General features: G+C 71.8%; 16 protein-coding genes. 10 read left to right on the top strand and 6 right to left on the bottom strand.

The window, feature by feature from the left end; all coding sequences use genetic code 11:
- Nucleotides 1–223 precede the first annotated feature (223 nt).
- From ACWD5D_RS17630 to mscL, 6 genes are all read left to right on the top strand, one after another.
- Entirely contained in the window at nt 224–1,777 is a 1,554-nt protein-coding gene (locus ACWD5D_RS17630; RefSeq protein ID WP_451373599.1) for a potassium/proton antiporter, read from the top strand.
- A gap of 338 nt (nt 1,778–2,115) precedes the next feature.
- Nucleotides 2,116–3,414 (top strand): MFS transporter, encoded by a 1,299-nt coding sequence (locus tag ACWD5D_RS17625; protein WP_451373598.1) that lies wholly within the window; start codon nt 2,116–2,118, stop codon nt 3,412–3,414.
- A 67-nt stretch (nt 3,415–3,481) separates the two neighbouring features.
- On the top strand, nt 3,482–3,802 hold the full coding sequence (locus tag ACWD5D_RS17620; RefSeq protein ID WP_451373597.1) for an FmdB family zinc ribbon protein: 321 nt from the start codon (nt 3,482–3,484) through the stop codon (nt 3,800–3,802).
- A 126-nt stretch (nt 3,803–3,928) separates the two neighbouring features.
- On the top strand, nt 3,929–4,762 hold the full coding sequence (locus ACWD5D_RS17615; protein ID WP_451373596.1) for an S-methyl-5'-thioadenosine phosphorylase: 834 nt from the start codon (nt 3,929–3,931) through the stop codon (nt 4,760–4,762).
- Between the two features lie 304 nt (nt 4,763–5,066).
- The gene (locus ACWD5D_RS17610) at nt 5,067–5,684 is read left to right on the top strand and encodes a hypothetical protein (RefSeq protein WP_451373756.1); all 618 of its coding nucleotides are present in this window, start codon (nt 5,067–5,069) and stop codon (nt 5,682–5,684) included.
- Nucleotides 5,685–5,822: 138 nt separating this feature from the next.
- On the top strand, nt 5,823–6,296 hold the full coding sequence (gene mscL / locus ACWD5D_RS17605) for a large conductance mechanosensitive channel protein MscL (RefSeq protein ID WP_451373595.1): 474 nt from the start codon (nt 5,823–5,825) through the stop codon (nt 6,294–6,296).
- 19 nt (nt 6,297–6,315) lie between these two features.
- Here the strand turns inward: mscL and ACWD5D_RS17600 are convergent, their stop codons facing one another.
- Entirely contained in the window at nt 6,316–6,492 is a 177-nt protein-coding gene (locus ACWD5D_RS17600; protein WP_451373594.1) for a hypothetical protein, read from the bottom strand.
- Nucleotides 6,493–6,571: 79 nt separating this feature from the next.
- Here ACWD5D_RS17600 and ACWD5D_RS17595 point away from each other — a divergent pair, with 79 nt between their 5' ends.
- The 4 genes from ACWD5D_RS17595 to ACWD5D_RS17580 all read left to right on the top strand — a co-directional run bounded on the left by ACWD5D_RS17595 (nt 6,572) and on the right by ACWD5D_RS17580 (nt 11,204).
- Nucleotides 6,572–7,810, top strand: coding sequence for a low temperature requirement protein A (locus tag ACWD5D_RS17595; protein ID WP_451373593.1), 1,239 nt, complete (start codon nt 6,572–6,574; stop codon nt 7,808–7,810).
- 41 nt (nt 7,811–7,851) lie between these two features.
- Nucleotides 7,852–8,889, top strand: a complete 1,038-nt coding sequence (locus ACWD5D_RS17590; protein WP_451373592.1) for a P1 family peptidase — start codon at nt 7,852–7,854, stop codon at nt 8,887–8,889.
- A gap of 180 nt (nt 8,890–9,069) precedes the next feature.
- Entirely contained in the window at nt 9,070–10,299 is a 1,230-nt protein-coding gene (locus tag ACWD5D_RS17585; RefSeq protein WP_451373591.1) for an Ig-like domain-containing protein, read from the top strand.
- 158 nt (nt 10,300–10,457) lie between these two features.
- The gene (locus tag ACWD5D_RS17580; RefSeq protein WP_451373590.1) at nt 10,458–11,204 is read left to right on the top strand and encodes a DUF6227 family protein; all 747 of its coding nucleotides are present in this window, start codon (nt 10,458–10,460) and stop codon (nt 11,202–11,204) included.
- 119 nt (nt 11,205–11,323) lie between these two features.
- On the opposite strand, the gene ACWD5D_RS17575 is transcribed toward ACWD5D_RS17580, so the two are convergent.
- The 5 genes from ACWD5D_RS17575 to ACWD5D_RS17555 all read right to left on the bottom strand — a co-directional run bounded on the left by ACWD5D_RS17575 (nt 11,324) and on the right by ACWD5D_RS17555 (nt 17,646).
- Nucleotides 11,324–11,584, bottom strand: coding sequence for a hypothetical protein (locus ACWD5D_RS17575; protein ID WP_451373589.1), 261 nt, complete (start codon nt 11,582–11,584; stop codon nt 11,324–11,326).
- 112 nt (nt 11,585–11,696) lie between these two features.
- The gene (locus ACWD5D_RS17570; RefSeq protein WP_451373588.1) at nt 11,697–13,955 is read right to left on the bottom strand and encodes a PTS fructose transporter subunit IIABC; all 2,259 of its coding nucleotides are present in this window, start codon (nt 13,953–13,955) and stop codon (nt 11,697–11,699) included.
- Between the two features lie 166 nt (nt 13,956–14,121).
- A complete protein-coding gene (gene pfkB, locus ACWD5D_RS17565; protein ID WP_451373587.1) occupies nt 14,122–15,069 on the bottom strand; it encodes a 1-phosphofructokinase in 948 nt (315 codons plus the stop codon).
- Nucleotides 15,066–15,827: a DeoR/GlpR family DNA-binding transcription regulator gene (locus ACWD5D_RS17560; protein ID WP_451373586.1), complete on the bottom strand. Its 762-nt coding sequence runs from the start codon at nt 15,825–15,827 to the stop codon at nt 15,066–15,068. The genes pfkB and ACWD5D_RS17560 overlap by 4 nt, the downstream gene beginning before the upstream one ends.
- A gap of 196 nt (nt 15,828–16,023) precedes the next feature.
- Complete coding sequence (locus ACWD5D_RS17555) at nt 16,024–17,646, bottom strand: MFS transporter (RefSeq protein WP_451373585.1); 1,623 nt, start codon at nt 17,644–17,646, stop codon at nt 16,024–16,026.
- Between the last annotated feature and the right edge of the window lie 27 nt (nt 17,647–17,673).

Genomic DNA, 17,673 nt, shown 5'->3' with positions numbered 1-17,673 from the left:
CGCTGTCCTTGCTGTCCTAACGCGAGCGGCAGGTCGGGCTGTGACTTTGAATGAGCGCTGGAGCAACCATAGGCGCAGGGCCCCGAGCCGCTTGACGCGGACCGGGGAACCGGCGGGCACGAGCGTTCGATCTTGCCTCGCCGAGCGTCAAGAAAGCGTCAACAGTTAGGTAAGATAACGAACTACTTGGGTGCGGTGCGCCGCAGCCTCGGATCTTGTGTACGTGCGCCCCGCGTCCCGCGCGGGCCAAGGAAGGGAACCGCCGCTGACTGTCCACCACCTCAACCAGCTCCTGCTCGTCAGCGCCCTCGTCCTCCTGATCGCCGTCGCGGCGGTGCGGATCTCCTCGCGCAGCGGGCTCCCCAGCCTGCTCATCTACCTGGGCATCGGCGTCCTCATCGGCCAGGACGGCATCGGCCACGTCCACTACAGCAACGCCGCGATGACCCAGGTCATCGGGTACGCGGCCCTGGTCGTGATCCTCGCCGAGGGTGGTCTGGGCACGAAGTGGAAGGAGATCCGGCCGGTCCTCGGCCAGGCCTCCGTCCTGGCCACGGCGGGTGTCGCGATCAGCGTCGGGGTCACGGCGGCCGGCGCGCACTATCTGGTCGGGCTGGACTGGCGGCAGGCACTCATCGTCGGTGCGGTGGTCTCCTCGACGGACGCGGCGGCCGTCTTCTCGGTCCTGCGGAAGATCCCCCTGCCCGCGCGCGTGACGGGCACGCTGGAGGCGGAGTCCGGGTTCAACGACGCCCCGGTGGTCATCCTGGTCGTCGCCTTCTCCACGGCCGGCCCCATCGAACACTGGTACCTGCTGCTCGGCCGGATCGCGCTGGAACTGGCCATCGGCACCGCCACCGGCCTCGTGGTCGGCTGGGCCGGCGCCTGGGCCCTCAAGCGCGTCGCCCTGCCCGCCTCCGGCCTCTACCCGATCGCCGTGATGGCGATCGCCGTCACCGCGTACGCGGCCGGCGCGCTCGGACACGGCAGCGGCTTCCTGTCCGTCTACCTGGCGTCGATGGTCCTCGGCAACGCCAAGCTCCCGCACTGGCCGGCCACCCGCGGCTTCGCCGAGGGGCTCGGCTGGATCGCCCAGATCGGCATGTTCGTCCTGCTCGGCCTGCTCGTCGCCCCGCACGACCTGATCGACGACTTCTGGCCGGCCCTGGTCATCGGGCTGGTGCTGACCGTGGTCGCCCGCCCGCTGAGCGTGGTGCTGAGCCTCGCGCCGTTCCGAGTGCCGTGGCCGGAACGGGCGCTCATGTCATGGGCGGGCCTGCGCGGCGCCGTGCCCATCATCCTGGCCACCATCCCGATGGTGAACGGCGTCCCGGGCAGCCGGCACGTCTTCAACATCGTCTTCGTCCTGGTCGTCGTCTACACCCTCGTCCAGGGGCCGACCCTGCCCTGGCTGGCGCGCGCACTTCGGCTCGGCGAGGACGGCGAGGCCTCCGACCTCGGCATCGAGTCGGCGCCCCTGGAGCGGCTGCGCGGGCATCTGCTGTCCGTCGCGATCCCCGAGGGCTCGCGGATGCACGGCGTGGAGGTGGCCGAACTGCGGCTGCCGCCCGGGGCCGCCGTCACCCTCGTCGTGCGCGAGGAGGAATCGTTCGTGCCGCTGCCCACGACCGTGCTGCGGCGCGGGGACGAACTGCTCGTGGTCGCCACGGACCCCGTCCGCGACGCGGCGGAACGGCGACTGCGCGCGGTCGGCCACGGCGGCAAGCTCGCGGGCTGGCTGGGCCTCGACGGACCCGGGGCGGGAAGCTCTCGCTAGATGTTTCGGGAAGCTCTCGCCAGACGTTCCCGTTCACACTGTTGTTTGTTCACGCACTTGTCGGAGCGTCGTTCATGCCCCGCTGAATCCCAGGTGACCCACCCTGTGGTGCTCGTTTTCACAGTCGCACGAACGCCACTCCCCTGTACGATGAAGGCACCCTGATCGAACCAACTCTGCCTGACGCAGAGCTGGCGCGACCGTATGGCGGCCGAGACGCCCCCACCCATCGTGGGCGCCGTATCTCCGGTATCTACCGCAGTCCGCGCAAGAGGACAGCTCTCGGCACCCGGGCCCGCAACGGGGCCCCGCTACCAGGCGGCAGAAAGGCACGGGCCGTGGGATCCACGGTCACCACCACCGCACCGGAGAACACCTCCCCGGCCGCCCCCCGCCCGGGATACCTCCAACTGCTGCGCACCCGCGGCGCCTGGACGTTCCTGCTGCCCGGCTTCGCGGCGCGCCAGCCGTTCGCGATGCTCACGATCTCCATCGTGCTGCTCGTGCAGCACACCACCGGTTCGTACGGCGCCGCGGGCGCCGCCGCGGCCGTCACCGGTGTCTCCATGGCGCTGTTCGCGCCCTACGGCGGCCGCCTCGCCGACCGCCACGGCCAGCGCGCGGTGCTGATCCCCGGCCTCCTCGTGCACGCGGTGTCCGGCCTGTCCCTGACCGCGCTCGCCCTGGCGCACGCCCCCCTGTGGGCGCTGTTCGCGGCGGCCGTGCCGACCGGTGCCTCGGTGCCGCAGGTCGGCCCCATGGTGCGGGCCCGCTGGGGCGTGAAGCTCCAGGGCTCGCCCCTGATGGCCACCGCCGCGGCCTTCGAGTCCGTCACGGACGAGCTGACCTTCGTCGTCGGCCCCCTGCTCGCGACCGCCCTGTGCACCACCGTGACCCCCTCCGCGGGCCTGGTCACGGAGGCCGCGCTGACCCTCGTCGGCGGTCTGCTGTTCGCCGCGCAGAAGAGCACGCAGCCGCCGGTGACCGGCCGGAACGAGCACGCGCGCGTGGAGCACACCCCCGCCCTGCGCATCCCGGGCGTACGCGTGCTGGTGGTGACCTTCCTGGGCATCGGGTCGGTCTTCGGCGGCATGCAGGTCTCGCTGGCCGCGTTCACCGAGTCGATCGGCGAGCCCGGCCTGAACGGCGTCCTGTACGGCGTCTTCGCCGCGGGCAACATGCTCTCCGGCGTCGCCTGCGGCGCGATCGCCTGGAAGGTCGCCCCGCGGCGGCGCCTGCTGGTGGGCTACGCGGCGCTCGCGCTGACCGCGTCCGCGCTGTGGACGGCGCACTCGGTGCTGCTGCTGGCCGGCCTCGGCCTGCTGGTCGGCATGTCCATCGCGCCCGCCCTGATCACCGGCTACACGCTGGTCGAGGCGCTGGTCCCGGCCGGCGCCCGCACCGAGGCGTTCACCTGGCTGACCGGCGCTGTCGCGCTCGGCCAGGCCGCCGCCGTCACGGCCGCCGGACAGCTGGAGGACCGCCTGTGGGGCGGCGCCGGATTCCTGGTGCCGATGGCCGGGACCGTGCTGGCGCTGGTCACCCTGGTGGCGCTGCGCTCGCGGCTGATCGTCCGGCCCCGGAACCGCACGGTCGCACGTGGCGTCGGTCACCGCGTGCCGGTCACGGTGGACTGATCCCCGGGAATACGTCACTATGGACCATCGTTAGCACTCATCAAGTGAGAGTGCCAGGAGGAAGACAGTGCCGACCTACCAGTACCAGTGCAAGGAGTGCGGCGAGGGTCTCGAGGCGGTGCAGAAGTTCACCGACGACCCCCTCACCGTGTGCCCCAACTGCGGTGGCCCCCTGAAGAAGGTGTTCTCCGCTGTCGGCATTGTCTTCAAGGGCTCCGGTTTCTACCGCAACGACTCCCGCGGCGCCACGTCGAGCAGCAGCCCGGCGTCGAAGGCGAGCGGCTCGTCGTCCGACGCGAAGCCGTCCACGACCTCGTCCACGTCGTCGTCGGCCTCCTCGTCGGCGTCGACGTCCTCGTCGAGCTCGGCCAACAGCTCCGCTGCCTGAGTTCTTCCCGGTTCTCCCTTCCCGGACCCTGTCGTCGTACGACGGCGGGGTCCTCGGTGTACTCCCACGGCTCCCCCCGCCGACACCGGCTCCCCCCGGTTTTCGCCGCCAGCTAATGTGCTCGTCATGGCGAACGCAGACATCGGTGTGATCGGCGGCTCGGGCTTCTACTCGTTCCTCGAGGACGTGACCGAGGTCCAGGTGGACACCCCCTACGGGTCGCCCAGCGACTCCCTCTTCCTCGGCGAGGTCGCCGGCCGACGGGTCGCCTTCCTGCCCCGGCACGGCCGCGGTCACCACCTGCCCCCGCACCGCATCAACTACCGGGCCAACCTGTGGGCCCTGCGCTCGGTCGGCGTCCGGCAGGTCCTCGGCCCCTGCGCGGTGGGCGGACTGCGCCCCGAGTACGGCCCCGGCACCCTGCTCGTGCCGGACCAGTTCGCGGACCGCACCAAGTCCCGCGCGCAGACCTACTTCGACGGGCTGCCGCTGCCCGACGGCACGGTGCCCAACGTGGTCCACGTGTCCATGGCCGACCCGTACTGCCCCGCCGGACGGGCCGCCGCGCTCAAGGCCGCCCGCGGCCGTGACTGGGAAGCGGTGGACGGCGGCACGCTCGTCGTGGTCGAGGGCCCCCGCTTCTCGACCCGCGCCGAATCGCTCTGGCACCAGGCGCAGGGCTGGTCCGTGGTCGGCATGACCGGCCACCCCGAGGCGGCGCTCGCCCGTGAACTGGAGCTCTGCTACACGTCCCTGACCCTCGTCACCGACCTCGACGCCGGCGCCGAGACCGGCGAGGGCGTCTCCCACGACGAGGTGCTGCGCGTGTTCGCGGACAACGTGGACCGGCTGCGCGGAGTGCTGTTCGACGCGGTCGCCGCACTGCCGGAGACGGACGCGCGGGACTGCCTGTGCGCGAACGCGCTCGGGGGGATGGACCCGGGGTTCGAGCTGCCGTGAGGTGAGGAGAGGCAAGGAGAGGTGAGGAGAGGAGCGGGGTGGCGCAGCCTGCGAGAGGCGGGCGCAGCCGACGAGATGCGGCCGGGGAGGCGAGAGGCGGCCGGGGACGGGGAACGGCGGCCGGGGACGGGGGCCGGGGGCGGAGGGCGGCGGCCAGCGGCCGGCGGGGCGCGGAACTCCTCGTTCGGGTGGGCGAGTTGTCCACAACCGGCCGGTAGCTCACCGGCTCCGGCGGACTTCGGCGCGAGGCGTCATCGTGGCAGGGCAAGCCGAACCCTCCTCGCAGGCGGTGATCCCCGTGCCCATGACGTCGTCGTCCCCCACTCCCGCGTCCCCCACGCCCTCCTCCCCGGTACCTCCCCCGTCCTTCCCACCCCCGCTCCGTCTCCCGCGTCCGCTGGGTACCGACGCCCCCGCGACCTGCGAGGTCCCGCACTTCGCGCCCCTGCGGGTGCGCGGCGGGCGGTATCAGCTGCAGCGGCTCGTACGGCATCGCCGGCGGGCCCTCGCGGCCGGCCTCGCGGTCACCGCGGCCGCGCTCGTGGCGGCCGGTCCGGGGTCGGTGACCGAAGCGCACGACACCGAACGGCCCCGCGGGCACCCGGCCGCGAAGCCCGTACGACGGCACGGGCCTGCGGACGTGGTGCGCGCACCGGTGCGGATCGCCGACGCCGACGCCGTCCGGCTGCTGCGCCCCGGCGACCGGGTCGACGTGATCGCCGCCGAGGACGCGTCCACCGGGGGCGGCGCCCAAGTGCTCGCGCGCGGGGCGCGGGTGGCGAGGCTGCCCGAGTCCCTGGACACGGCGGTCGACGGGGCGTCCGGGAGCGGGGCGCTGGTCGTACTGTCAGTGCCGCGCGCCACGGCGGCCCGGCTCGTCGGTGCGAGCGCGACGGCACGGCTGGCGGTGACGCTGGGGTGAACTCCGTCAGTCTCTTTTCAACAAGCTTTCTGTCAAGTCCCTCGGTCAAGTTGGGGAATTGGACACAGCGGCCTCAGGGTGCCGTAGGTTGCGGAGCGCATCGTTCCACGACCTGTGCATGTGAGGAGAGTCCCCGAGGTGAGCGAGAAGAGGGAGCCGAGCGTCTGGCAGGGCTTCAAGGCCTTCCTGATGCGTGGCAACGTCATCGACCTGGCAGTCGCGGTGGTCATCGGTGCCGCCTTCACGAACATCGTCAACTCGGTGGTGAAGGGGATCATCAACCCGCTGGTCGGGGCGATCGGCACGCAGAACCTGGACCACTACAGCTCGTGTCTCAAGGACCCGTGTTCGGTGGCCGCGGACGGCACGGTCAAGGAGGGTGTGCCGATCCTGTGGGGTTCCGTCCTCGGCGCCACGCTCACCTTCGTGATCACCGCTGCGGTCGTCTACTTCCTCATGGTCCTGCCCATGTCCAGGTACCTCGCGGCCCAGGAGGCCCGGAAGAAGGCGAAGGAGGGCACGCGCGAGGTCATCGAGGTGAGCGAGCTGGAGGTGCTCAAGGAGATCCGCGACGCGCTGGTCGCACAGCGCGGGTCGGGGCGCGAGAGCTAACGGCACCCCCTTGGGCGGCTCAGAGGTGGTGGGGCGGCTTCTCGTCGAGGAAGCGCTTGAGGTCGGCGGCGCTGTCGCCGTCCGGCCTCTCGCCCCACCCCCGGTCGGTGTCGTCCGAGGACTGCTGGTTCAACGGGTCGTCGAAGACGAGCGCGGCCTTGGGGTCGCGCGGCTCGGGTGCGAGGGTGCTGCTCATACCTCCAGGGTACGGCCCCCACATTGCTTGTGATTCCGTTCACAAGAATTTGTTCTGGTTTTCTGATCTCCTGGGACGTATGACGTCGACTTCCGCTCAGGCGCCCGGTTCTCCGGGTGCACCGCAGTCCCAGGGGCCCCTGCGGCGCCTCACCGCTCGCGCGGTCGACGAGGCGCACCGCGTCTCCTCCCCGCTCGAGCTCTTCTTCGACCTGTGTTTCGTGGTGGCCATCGCGCAGGCCGGCGTCGAGCTGGTGCACTTCGTGATCGCGGGGCACGTGGGCGAGGGGATCCTCAACTACGCGATGGTGTTCTTCTCCATCTGGTTGGCGTGGATGAACTTCACGTGGTTCGCCTCGGCGTACGACAACGACGACGTGCTCTACCGGATCGTCACCCTCCTCCAGATCGGCGGCGTCCTGGTGCTGGCGGCCGGTGTCTCCCGGGCGTTCGAGCACCACGACTGGCTGCTGGTCCTGATCGGCTACGTGATCATGCGGCTCGCGATGGCCGCGGAGTGGCTGAGAGCGGCGAGGTCCGCCTCGGGCGAGGAGAGAACCACGACGCTCCGCTACGCGGGGGGCGTTCTGCTCTGCCAGATCGGCTGGGTGGGGCTGGTGGTGCTGCCCGAGCCCGCGCGGCCCTGGCTGTTCCTGGTGATGGTAATGGCGGAACTGTACGTGCCACTGCACGCGGAGCGCAGCAGCCAGACCAACTGGCACCCCCACCACATCGCCGAGCGGTACGGCCTGTTCACGATCATCGTGCTCGGTGAGACGATCGCCGCGGCCACGGTCGCCGTGAAGTCGGCGGTGAGCGAGCACGGCGCGCTGGTCGAGGTGCTGTCGATCGCGGCGGGCGGCCTGCTGATCGTCTTCTCGGCGTGGTGGATCTACTTCGTGGTGCCCATCCACGGCCATCTGCGCACCAGCAAGCGGGCGTTCCTGTGGGGGTACGGGCACTACTTCATCTTCGCCTCGGCCGCCGCGATAGGCGCCGGTCTGGAGGTGGCGGTGCAGCAGGCGGTCGGCAAGGCACACATCTCGGCGCCGGCCGCCTCGGCGGCCGTGACCCTGCCGACGGCCCTGTTCCTGCTGTCGGTCTGGCTGCTGCACGCACGGCACTTCAAGGTCGGAATCGTCCAGCAACTGATACTTCCGGGCACGGCGCTGGTGGTGATCTGCTGCACCTTCCTGGGCGGCTGGGCGGTGTTCGCGGCGGGGATCGTGTCGGCGGCGGCGGTGGCGACCGACGTGGTGCTGACGGCGCGCACGGCGGCGCGCGAGCGGCGGGCGGACGCCGCGGCACCGGCGGCCTGAACTCCGGGGAGGCGCCGGGCCGGTGGGCCAGACTGGCCGTCATGACAGTTGACGCATTGACGGACGTCGCCGGGCTGCGGGTGGGGCACGCCGCCCGCCGCGGGGACGGCTGGCTCACCGGCACCACGGTCGTTCTCGCCCCCGAGGGCGGTGCCACCGCCGCCGTGGACGTGCGCGGAGGGGGTCCCGGCACCAAGGAGACCGACGCCCTCGACCCCCGCAACCTGGTGCGGAAGGTCGACGCCGTCGTACTGACCGGAGGCAGCGCGTACGGACTCGACGCCGCGTCCGGGGTCATGGCCTGGCTGGAGGAGCAGCGGCGCGGGGTGCCGGTCGGGGCGGATCCGGCGCATGTGGTGCCGGTGGTGCCCGCCGCGTGCGTCTTCGACCTCGGGCGCGGCGGCGACTTCCGGGCCCGCCCGGACGCGGCGACGGGCCGTGCGGCGGTCGAGGCGGCCGCGGCGAGCGCGCCGGGGGCGCGGGTGCCGGAAGGGTGCGTGGGTGCGGGCACGGGCGCCGTGGCCGGACGGCTCAAGGGCGGGGTGGGGACCGCGAGCGCGGTCCTCGGTTCGGGGATCACGGTGGCCGCGCTGGTGGTGGTGAACTCCGCGGGGGCGGTGGCGGATCCGGAGACGGGGGTGCTGTACGGGGAGTTGTTCCAGGGGCGCGTGGACTACCCGCGGGAGCGGGTGCACGAGGCGGCGCTGCGGCGTCTGGCCGAGCTCGCCGAGTCGGCCGGTGCGGGCACGCCTCCGCCGCTCAACACGACGCTCGCGGTGGTCGCGACCGACGCGGACCTCACCAAGGCGCAGGCGCAGAAGGTGGCGGGCACGGCGCACGACGGCATCGCGCGGGCTGTGCGGCCGGTGCACCTGCTGCACGACGGCGACACGGTGTTCACGCTGGCCACCGGGGCCCGCCCGCTCGACGCGGAGAATCCGCTGGCGCTCAACGAGGTGCTCGTGGCCGGTGCGGACCTGGTGACGCGCGCGATCGTGCGGGCGGTGCGGGCCGCGGAGCCGGTGGCAGGGCCGGGCGGAGTGTGGCCGTCGTACGGGGAGTTGTACGGCGGGCGGTAGGACGGGTGGTGCGGGCGCGCGAGTTGGGCGGGGTGTGCCGCGCGTCCGGCGCCCGTTTGTCGCGGTTCTGTCACGTGATGGCGTTCACGGGTAACGGAGGGAACCCGTCCTGGGGCTCGTTCCCTCTTTACTTCACGCACTGGAACGGATCACCCACATCACTCGAACATGGAGCAGCCCGTGACAACGCCGGACATTGCAGCGCGGCGCGTACTGGGGGCCTGTGCCGCCCTGATGGTCGGCGCCCTCACCCTGACCGCGTGCGGCGGCAACGCCAACGCCACCGACGGCAACGGAAAGGGCGGCAAGGACTCCCCGAAGACGTCGACGGCGAAGATCGTCATCTCGGCCAACGACGGTTCGACCGGCGCGTCCATCAACGCGACCGGCGTGAAGGTCACCGGCGGCAGACTGACCGACGTGAAGATGACCGTGGCGGGGTCGGATCAGGCCGTGCCGGGGGCGATATCCACGGACGGCGGCACGTGGAAGCCCAAGGAGCAACTGGAGCGCGGGACCAAGTACGAGATCAACGCGACCGCGAAGGACGCCGGCGGGCGCACGGCCGCGGCCAACGCCATCTTCACGACCGTCACCTCGGCCAACAGCTTCATCGGCACCTACACGCCGGACAACGGCACCACGGTCGGCGTGGGCATGCCGGTGTCGTTCACCTTCGACAAGTCCATCACCGACCGGAAGGCCGTGCAGTCGCACATCACGGTCAGCTCCAGCAGCGGTCAGCAGGTGGCCGGGCACTGGTTCGGCGACCGCCGACTGGACTTCCGGCCGCAGGACTACTGGAAGGGAGGCTCGAAGGTCACGATGAAGATCGACCTGGACGGGGTCCAGGGCGCGAACGGCGTCTACGGCGTGCAGAACAAGACGGTGTCCTTCACCATCGGGCGCTCGCAGGTCTCCACGGTCGACGCCCACGCCCAGACCATGACGGTGGTCCGGGACGGCAGGACGATCAAGACGGTGCCGATCTCGGCGGGCAGCGCGCAGCACACCACGTACAACGGGCAGATGGTGATCTCCGAGAAGTTCGTGCAGACCCGGATGAACGGCTCGACGGTCGGCTTCGGCGGGGAGTACGACATCCCGGACGTGCCGCACGCGATGCGTCTGACGTCGTCCGGCACGTTCATCCACGGCAACTACTGGTACAACAGGGGCAACCCGCCCTTCGGCCGCTCGGGCACCAGCCACGGCTGCGTGGGGCTCGCGGATGTACAGGGCGCGCGGGGTGCCACTGTGGCCAAGTGGTTCTACGACAACTCGCTCGTCGGGGACGTCGTGATCGTGAAGAACTCCCCCGACACCACGGTGGCACCGGACAACGGGCTCAACGGCTGGAACATGTCGTGGAGCGCCTGGACCGCCGGAAGTGCCGCAAACGCCAGCTGAGCGGGGGATTCTGACAGAACGTGGGGCCGCGCGGGGAACTCTTCGCGCGGCCCTGACGTTTTCTGTGCGTACGTTTTCTCGGTTCCCGGACATGATGTCCGACCGAGGGGCTACGGTATGCACTCACCAGGTGACATGCAGCAACGCCGGGAGAAACCTTGAGCGTTCCGTACGAGACGGCAGCGTACGAATCCGCCGAGTCGCCCGAGTCTCCGGAGGAGCACCTCGCGCGACTCCTCGGTCGTGCCCTGAACTCCTTCGAGCTGCCCGACGAGGTGATACGGCAGCTCGACTGCGCGCTGGTGCACGACAGTTCGCTGCATTCCGCGCACCACAGCGCGGGCCTGCACCGGGAGACGTACCGGCACACCTGGCTGCTCGCCGACGGCTCGGCGGTGACCCTGTGGGAGCTGGTCCACAACACCGCGCCGGGCGGCGAGACGCAGCACGAGGTGTACGTCGACGCGGAGGAGCTGGCCACCGCCACGGGCCGGCTCGCCCTGCCCCCGGAGGCCCCGGACTTCGAACTGCCGATACCGGCCCAGTTACCGGCCGTTCCGCAGCCCCGGCACGTCTACGCGCCCGACGACTCCGCGGACCACGGGCGCCGGCTGCTGCGCCGGGCGGAGAACCCGGACGGGCCGGGCACGGGGACGGCGGCGCTGCTGGCGACGGCGGTCGCGCACCAGATCACCCAGGCGTTCGGGCGCCCGGGGCGGGCCGGGCGGGCGGGGCTGAGCTTCGCCCTGTACGAGCACGCGTTCCTGCTGGCGGACGGCCGGGAGATCTCCCTGTGGGAGGTCGAGCACACGGCGACACCCGACGGGCGGCACATGTGCGAGGTGTACGCGTCCCAGAACGCGGCCCGGGAAGCCATGGAGCGGCGCGCGGCACGACAGGGCTGACCTCCGGCAGGGCTGAGCAGGACTGACCTCCGGCAGGGTTGACCTCTGGCAGGGCACGGCCGACCCCCGCACGGCAGGGGCGGCCTTCCGGCACGAAGGACGCCGGGCGCCCGGTTCGGTCAGCGGCGGCCGAGCTGCCGTACCAGGCGCGCGAAGGCGTCCTGTTCGGCCGGGGTGAGTTCGACGGACTCCAGGGAGGGGCCCGCGGGGGCCTGGGCCGGGAGGGCCGGCAGGACCCGGAAGGGGGAGGCCGGGCGCCACCCGGCGGTCTCGACCCGGAAACGGCGCAGCAGGTTCATGAAAACGCAGGTCCAGACGACGGCCGCCACAGCGAGGACGGCCACGCCGATCATCTGGAAGGTCGAGACGTGGTCAGCCATGTCCCCCAGTGAACACCACGGTCCGGGACTTTGGCCCCGGACCGTGACGTATCTCGCAGGTGCCGTGAACAACTCACAGTTCACCAAAGGGACAAGAGGTTGCGTTCGGTCGTCAGGCGGCGACCGGCTGCTTGGTCTCCTTCGTGGCCGGGGCGGTGCCCGTGGCCGCGTCGGCGGCGCCTTCCGGGGTCTGCTTGCGCAGGCCCTTGAGGATGACCACCAGGGCCGTGGTGACGCACACGCCGGCGGCGATGGCGATCAGGTAGAGGAACGGGTTGCCGATCAGCGGGATCACGAAGACGCCGCCGTGCGGGGCGCGCAGGGTGGCACCGAAGGCCATCGACAGGGCGCCGGTGACCGCGCCTCCGACCATCGAGGACGGGATGACGCGCAGCGGGTCCGCCGCCGCGAACGGGATCGCGCCCTCCGAGATGAAGGAGGCGCCCAGCACCCAGGCGGCCTTGCCGTTCTCGCGCTCGGTCTGCGTGAAGAGCCTGCCGCGCACGGTCGTGGCCAGGGCCATCGCGAGCGGCGGGACCATGCCGGCCGCCATCACGGCCGCCATGATCTTCATGGCCGAGTCGCTGGGGCTCGCGACCGCGATGCCCGCCGTGGCGAAGGTGTAGGCGACCTTGTTGACCGGGCCGCCCAGGTCGAAGCACATCATCAGGCCGAGCAGGGCGCCCAGCAGGACGGCGTTGGCGCCGGTGAGGCCGTTCAGCCAGTCCGTCATCGCCTTCTGGGCACCGGCGATGGGTTTGCCGATCACGACGAACATCAGGAATCCGACGATCGCCGAGGAGATCAGCGGGATCACGACCACCGGCATGATGCCCCGCAACGCCGCGGGGATGCGCACCCTCTGGATCGCGATCACCACGCCGCCGGCGATCAGACCGGCGGCCAGACCGCCCAGGAAGCCCGCGTTGATGGTGAGCGAGATCGCGCCGCCGACGAAGCCGGGCACGAGACCTGGCCGGTCCGCCATGCCGTAGGCGATGTAGCCCGCGAGGACCGGGACGAGGAAGCCGAAGGCCACGCCGCCGATCTGGAAGAGCAGGGCACCCCAGCTGTCGGCCTGGGTCCAGATGAAGTGGTCCATGACCGAGGGCGCTTTGTTGATCTTGTAGCCGCCGATCGCGAAGCCCAGGGCGATCAGCAGACCGCCCGCCGCGACGAACGGGACCATGTAACTGACGCCCGACATCAGCCACTTGCGCAGCTTGGTGCCGTAGCCCTCGGTGGAGTCGCCGGCGCGCTCGACCGGGGTGCCGCCCGGCTCGGCCGCTGCCGTGGCCTCGCCGCGTGCCGCCTTGCCGCGGACTTCGGAGAGCAGTTCGGCGGGGCGGTTGATACCCGCCTTCACCCCGACGTCCACGGTCGGCTTGCCGGCGAAGCGGTTCTTCTCGCGTACGGGGACGTCGTGCGCGAAGATCACGCCGTCCGCCGCCGCGATCACCGCCGGGTCGAGCCGGGTGAAACCGGCCGAGCCCTGCGTCTCGACGACCACCTCGACGCCGGCCTCACGGCCCGCCCTCTCCAGGGACTCGGCCGCCATGTAGGTGTGGGCGATGCCGGTCGGGCAGGAGGTGACGGCGACGACACGAAAGGGACGAGTGTCGGAGGCAGAGCCGGAGACAGTGGCGGAGCCGGAGACAGTGGCGGAGCCGGAGACAGAGACAGTGGCGGAGCCGGAGGCGGAGTCAGCGCCGGAGGCGGACTCGGCGCCTGTGTCTGTGCCTGTGCCTGTGTCGTCGGAACGCGTCGCCTGTGCCGTACTGCCCGCTGCGGCGCCGGCGGAGGCCGCCGCCGGCGCCGCAGCGGTGCCTTCGGGAGCACCGCCGGCCGCCTCGTGCGCGCCCTCGGCCGTCTCGGCGCCCTCGGCGCCCGCTGCCTCCTCCGCGCCCGGCGTGACCGCCGCCGACGGCGCCTCCTCGCCCCGGATCAGGGCCGCCGCCGACTCGGGGTCGGTCACGGACCGAAGGGCGCCGGTGAACTCGTCGTTCATCAGCTGCCGGGCCAGGGAGGAGAGGATCGTCAGGTGGGCGTCGTCGGCGCCGGCCGGGGCGGCGATCAGGAAGATCAGGTCGGCCGGTCCGTCGGCGGCGCCGAAGTCGATGCCGGCGGCGCTGCGGCCGAAGGCGAGCGTCGGCTCGGTGACATGGACGCTGCGGCAGTGCGGGATGCCGATACCGCCGTCGAGGCCGGTCGGCATCTGGGCCTCGCGGGCGGCGACGTCGGCGAGGAAGCCCTCCAGGTCGGTCACCCGGCCCTGGGCCACCATGCGCTCGGCGAGGGCGCGCGCCGCCGCCTCCTTGGTGTCGGCGGACAGGTCGAGGTCGACCAGGTCCGCGGTGATCATGTGGCTCATCGCGGGCTCCTCTGCACGCGTATCGCCCGGGAACGGGGACGGGCGGAAGGGGGGACGGGGGTGCTGCGGGGGGCGGCGGTGGGTGCGGGGAGCACGGCGAGCGAGCGGGAACCTCGCCGCGTCCCCACCTGAGCGGAGGCCGTCGTACGGCCCCTGGTCGGGGCGTTCATGGCACCGGCTCGGTCAGGGCGCGGTCGAGCGGGATGTCGGTCGTGACCGTCACCGCGGCCGGGTCCAGGTCGGTGGGTTCCGGCATGACGCTGCCGGGGAGCTGGACGGCGGCGGCGCCGTGGGCGACGGCGGAGGCGAGGGCGTCCGGGCCGCTGCCGCCGGCGATGAGGAAGCCGGCGAGGGAGGAGTCGCCGGCGCCCACGTTGCTGCGGACGGCGTCCACGCGTGCGCTGCCGAACCAGGCGCCCGTGTCGTCGACGAGCAGCTGGCCGTCGGCGCCCAGGCTCGCGAGCACGGCGCGCGCGCCCATCTCGCGCAGTTCCTGGGCCGCCTTCACCGCGTCGCCCACGGTCGTGAGCGGGCGCCCGACGGCTTGCGACAGTTCCTCGGCGTTCGGCTTCACGACGTCGGGTCCGGCGCGCAGCGCCTCCAGGAGCGCGGGCCCGGACGCGTCGAGCGCGATACGCGCGCCTCCGGCGTGCGCCTCCGTGACGGCGTCGGCGTACCAGGAGGGTGCGAGCCCCCGGGGCAGGCTTCCGCAGCAGGCGATCCAGTCGGCGTCGTGGGAGTGCTCGCGGACGGTGACCAGGAGCAGGGCCTGCTCGGCCGCCGAAAGCTCCGGGCCCGGCGCGTTGATCTTCGTCAGGACCCCGTCCGCCTCCGCGAGCGCGATGTTGGAGCGGGTGGCCCCGGCGACCGGGACCGGGGCGACCTCGATGCCCTGCGCGTCGAGCAGGTCGGCGACGAGCGCTCCGGGGGCACCGCCCAGGGGCAGCACGGCGACCGTGCGACGGCCGGCCGCGGCGACGGCGCGCGAGACGTTCACGCCCTTGCCGCCGGGGTCCATCCGCTCGGTCTCGGCACGGATGACCTCGCCGCGCCTGAGTTGCCGGACCTCGTAGGTGCGGTCGAGGGACGGGTTGGGGGTGACGGTGAGGATCATGCGCGTACTACTTCCGTGCCGCCGCGCTCGATGGCGGCGGCGTCCTCGGGGCTGAGCCCGCTGTCGGTGATCAGCAGGTCCACGTCGCTCAGGTCGCCGAAGCGGGCGAAGTGCTCCTCGCCGTACTTGGCGGAGTCGGCGAGCAGGACCACGCGGCGGGCGGCGGCGATGGCCGCGCGCTTGACCGCGGCCTCGGCGAGGTCGGGGGTGGTCAGACCGTGCTCGACGGAGAAGCCGTTCGCGGCGACGAACAGGACGTCGGCGCGGATCTCGCCGTACGCGCGCAGCGCCCAGGCGTCCACGGCGGCGCGGGTGCGGTGCCGTACGCGCCCTCCGACCAGATGGAGCTGGATGCCCGGGTGGTCGGCGAGGCGGGCGGCGATGGGCAGGCTGTGGGTGACGACGGTGAGGGAGCTCTCCAGCGGGATCGCGGCGGCCACCCGGGCCACCGTCGTACCGGCGTCGAGGACCATCGTGCCTTCGGCGGGCACCTCGGCGAGGGCCGCCTTGGCGATGCGGTCCTTCTCGTCGGCGGCGGTGGACTCGCGTTCGGCGAGGTCGGGTTCGAAGTCGAGGCGGCCCGCGGGGATGGCGCCGCCGTGCACGCGGCGCAGGAGGCCGGCGCGGTCGAGGGACTTCAGGTCGCGGCGGATCGTCTCCGCCGTCACCTGGAACTCCTCGGCCAGTGACAGGACGTCCACCCGGCCGCCGTCCCGGGCGAGCCGGAGGATCTCCTGCTGACGCTCCGGTGCGTACATGTCCGTTTGCCTCCGACAGATGCCCGAACGTGTGGTTTCTCTTGGAGGCTACGCCGGGATTTCCGGAAAGTAAACAGATTCGGACCCGGTTCAGGCATGAACGGACTTCTGGTTTCTGTGCGGGGCATGAGTTGGGCAACACAGGGGCCCGGCACCTGATCGGTGCCGGGCCCTCCCCCGCGGTCGTCGTGCCCGGTCAGGACACCAGCGCGGACTCCTTCCCCGCCTCGGTGGGCCCAGCCTCTCCCTCGGTGGGTCCAGCCTCTCCCTCGGGGGTTTCCGCGCCCTCCACATGCTGAGCCGGGCGCTTCGGCAGCGCGGACATCAGCAGGAAGATCACGCCCAGCACCGCGGCCACCCACCACAGCGCGTGCTGGAAGGCGTTCGCGAAGGCCGGGCCGACCTGGTCCCGGGTCAGCCGGTCGCCGATCACCCCGAAGAACACCACGGACACCAGGCCGAGGCCGAGCGCGTTGCCCATCTGCTGCACGGTGTTGATCAGGCCGGACGCGGAGCCGGCGTGCTCGCGCGGCACCTCCGAGAGGACCGCGTCGGTCAGCGGCGCCACGATCAGACCCATGCCGAGGCCCATCACGACCAGCGGGAGCGCCATCTGCCAGGAGGCGATGGCGAGGCCGTAGTGGTGCGCCTCCCAGATGTAGAGCAGCACGCCCAGGCCCATCACCAGCGCGCCCGCCTGGAGCACCTTCCGCCCGAAGCGCGGGACCAGCTTCTGCACCGACATGCCGGCCGCGACGGACACCGCGATCGAGAACGGCACACCGGTCAGACCGGCCCGCAGCGGGCTCCAGCCGAGGCCGTACTGCATGTACAGCGTCCAGACCAGGAAGAAGATGCCGAGCGCGATACCGAAGACGGTCTGTACGGCGATGCCGGCGGCGAAGCTCTTCACCCGGAACAGGGACAGCTCGACCAGCGGGGAGCCGTCACGGGCCGCCTTGCGCCGCTCGTACGCCACCAGCGCCGCGAAGACGCCGAGCGCGCCCACCATCGACACGTACCCCCACAGCGGCCAGCCCAGCTCACGCCCGCGAGTGAGCGGGTAGAGCAGCATCAGCAGGCCCACCGTGACCAGGACGACGCCGACGAGGTCCAGCTTGAGGGCCTTCGGCGCACGGGACTCGGTGATGTAGCGGCGGCCGAGGAGGAGGGCGACGACGCCGACCGGCAGGTTGATGAGAAAAATGGGCCGCCACTGAAGCCCGAACAGGTTCCACTCGGTCAGCAGCGCGCCGAGCAGCGGGCCGGAGACCGCACCGAGGCCGACGATCGCGCCGAACAGGCCGAACACCTTGCCGCGCTCGTGGGCGGGGAAGGTCGCGTGCACGATCGACAGGACCTGCGGGACCATCAGCGCCGCCATGCCGCCCTGCAGGATCCTGGAGGCGACCAGCATCTCCGGGTTCGCGGCGAAGCCGCACAGGGCGGAGGCGAGGGTGAAGCCGCCGACGCCTATCAGGAACAGGCGCTTGCGGCCGTGGATGTCGCCGAGCCGGCCGCCGGTGATGAGGCCCGCGGCGAAGGCGAGGGCGTAGCCCGCGGTGATCCACTGGATCTGGCTGAACGAGGCACCCGCGTCGCGCTGGATCGAGGGTATGGCGATGTTGACGATCGTCACGTCGACCAGGTCCATGAAGGCCGCGGCCATGACGATGGCCAGGGCAAGCCAGCGGGCCCGGTCGGCAGGGGGTTCGGAGAGCGCCACCGGGGTGGCCGCGGTGCGCGGGCCGTCGGTCGGCTGTGGCTGGGCGGGCAGTCCGCCGCGCCCCTTGGAGATGGTGTCGTCGCCATGCGTCATGTCCTCAGACTAGGACGCCATTAGGTC

It is taken from the genome of Streptomyces sp. NPDC002520, from assembly GCF_053595235.1.
This window is presented reverse-complemented; position numbering and strand designations above follow the sequence as displayed.

Bases quoted from the DNA above. Each gene is read 5' to 3' on its own strand.
- ACWD5D_RS17575 (WP_451373589.1), bottom strand. From the start codon at position 11,584: ATGGCTGACCACGTCTCGACCTTCCAGATGATCGGCGTGGCCGTCCTC.
- ACWD5D_RS17600 (WP_451373594.1), bottom strand. From the start codon at position 6,492: ATGAGCAGCACCCTCGCACCCGAGCCGCGCGACCCCAAGGCCGCGCTC.
- ACWD5D_RS17595 (WP_451373593.1), top strand. From the start codon at position 6,572: ATGACGTCGACTTCCGCTCAGGCGCCCGGTTCTCCGGGTGCACCGCAG.
- ACWD5D_RS17610 (WP_451373756.1), top strand. From the start codon at position 5,067: ATGACGTCGTCGTCCCCCACTCCCGCGTCCCCCACGCCCTCCTCCCCG.
- ACWD5D_RS17570 (WP_451373588.1), bottom strand. From the start codon at position 13,955: ATGAGCCACATGATCACCGCGGACCTGGTCGACCTCGACCTGTCCGCC.
- ACWD5D_RS17590 (WP_451373592.1), top strand. From the start codon at position 7,852: ATGACAGTTGACGCATTGACGGACGTCGCCGGGCTGCGGGTGGGGCAC.
- pfkB (WP_451373587.1), bottom strand. From the start codon at position 15,069: ATGATCCTCACCGTCACCCCCAACCCGTCCCTCGACCGCACCTACGAG.
- ACWD5D_RS17555 (WP_451373585.1), bottom strand. From the start codon at position 17,646: ATGACGCATGGCGACGACACCATCTCCAAGGGGCGCGGCGGACTGCCC.
- ACWD5D_RS17615 (WP_451373596.1), top strand. From the start codon at position 3,929: ATGGCGAACGCAGACATCGGTGTGATCGGCGGCTCGGGCTTCTACTCG.
- ACWD5D_RS17560 (WP_451373586.1), bottom strand. From the start codon at position 15,827: ATGTACGCACCGGAGCGTCAGCAGGAGATCCTCCGGCTCGCCCGGGAC.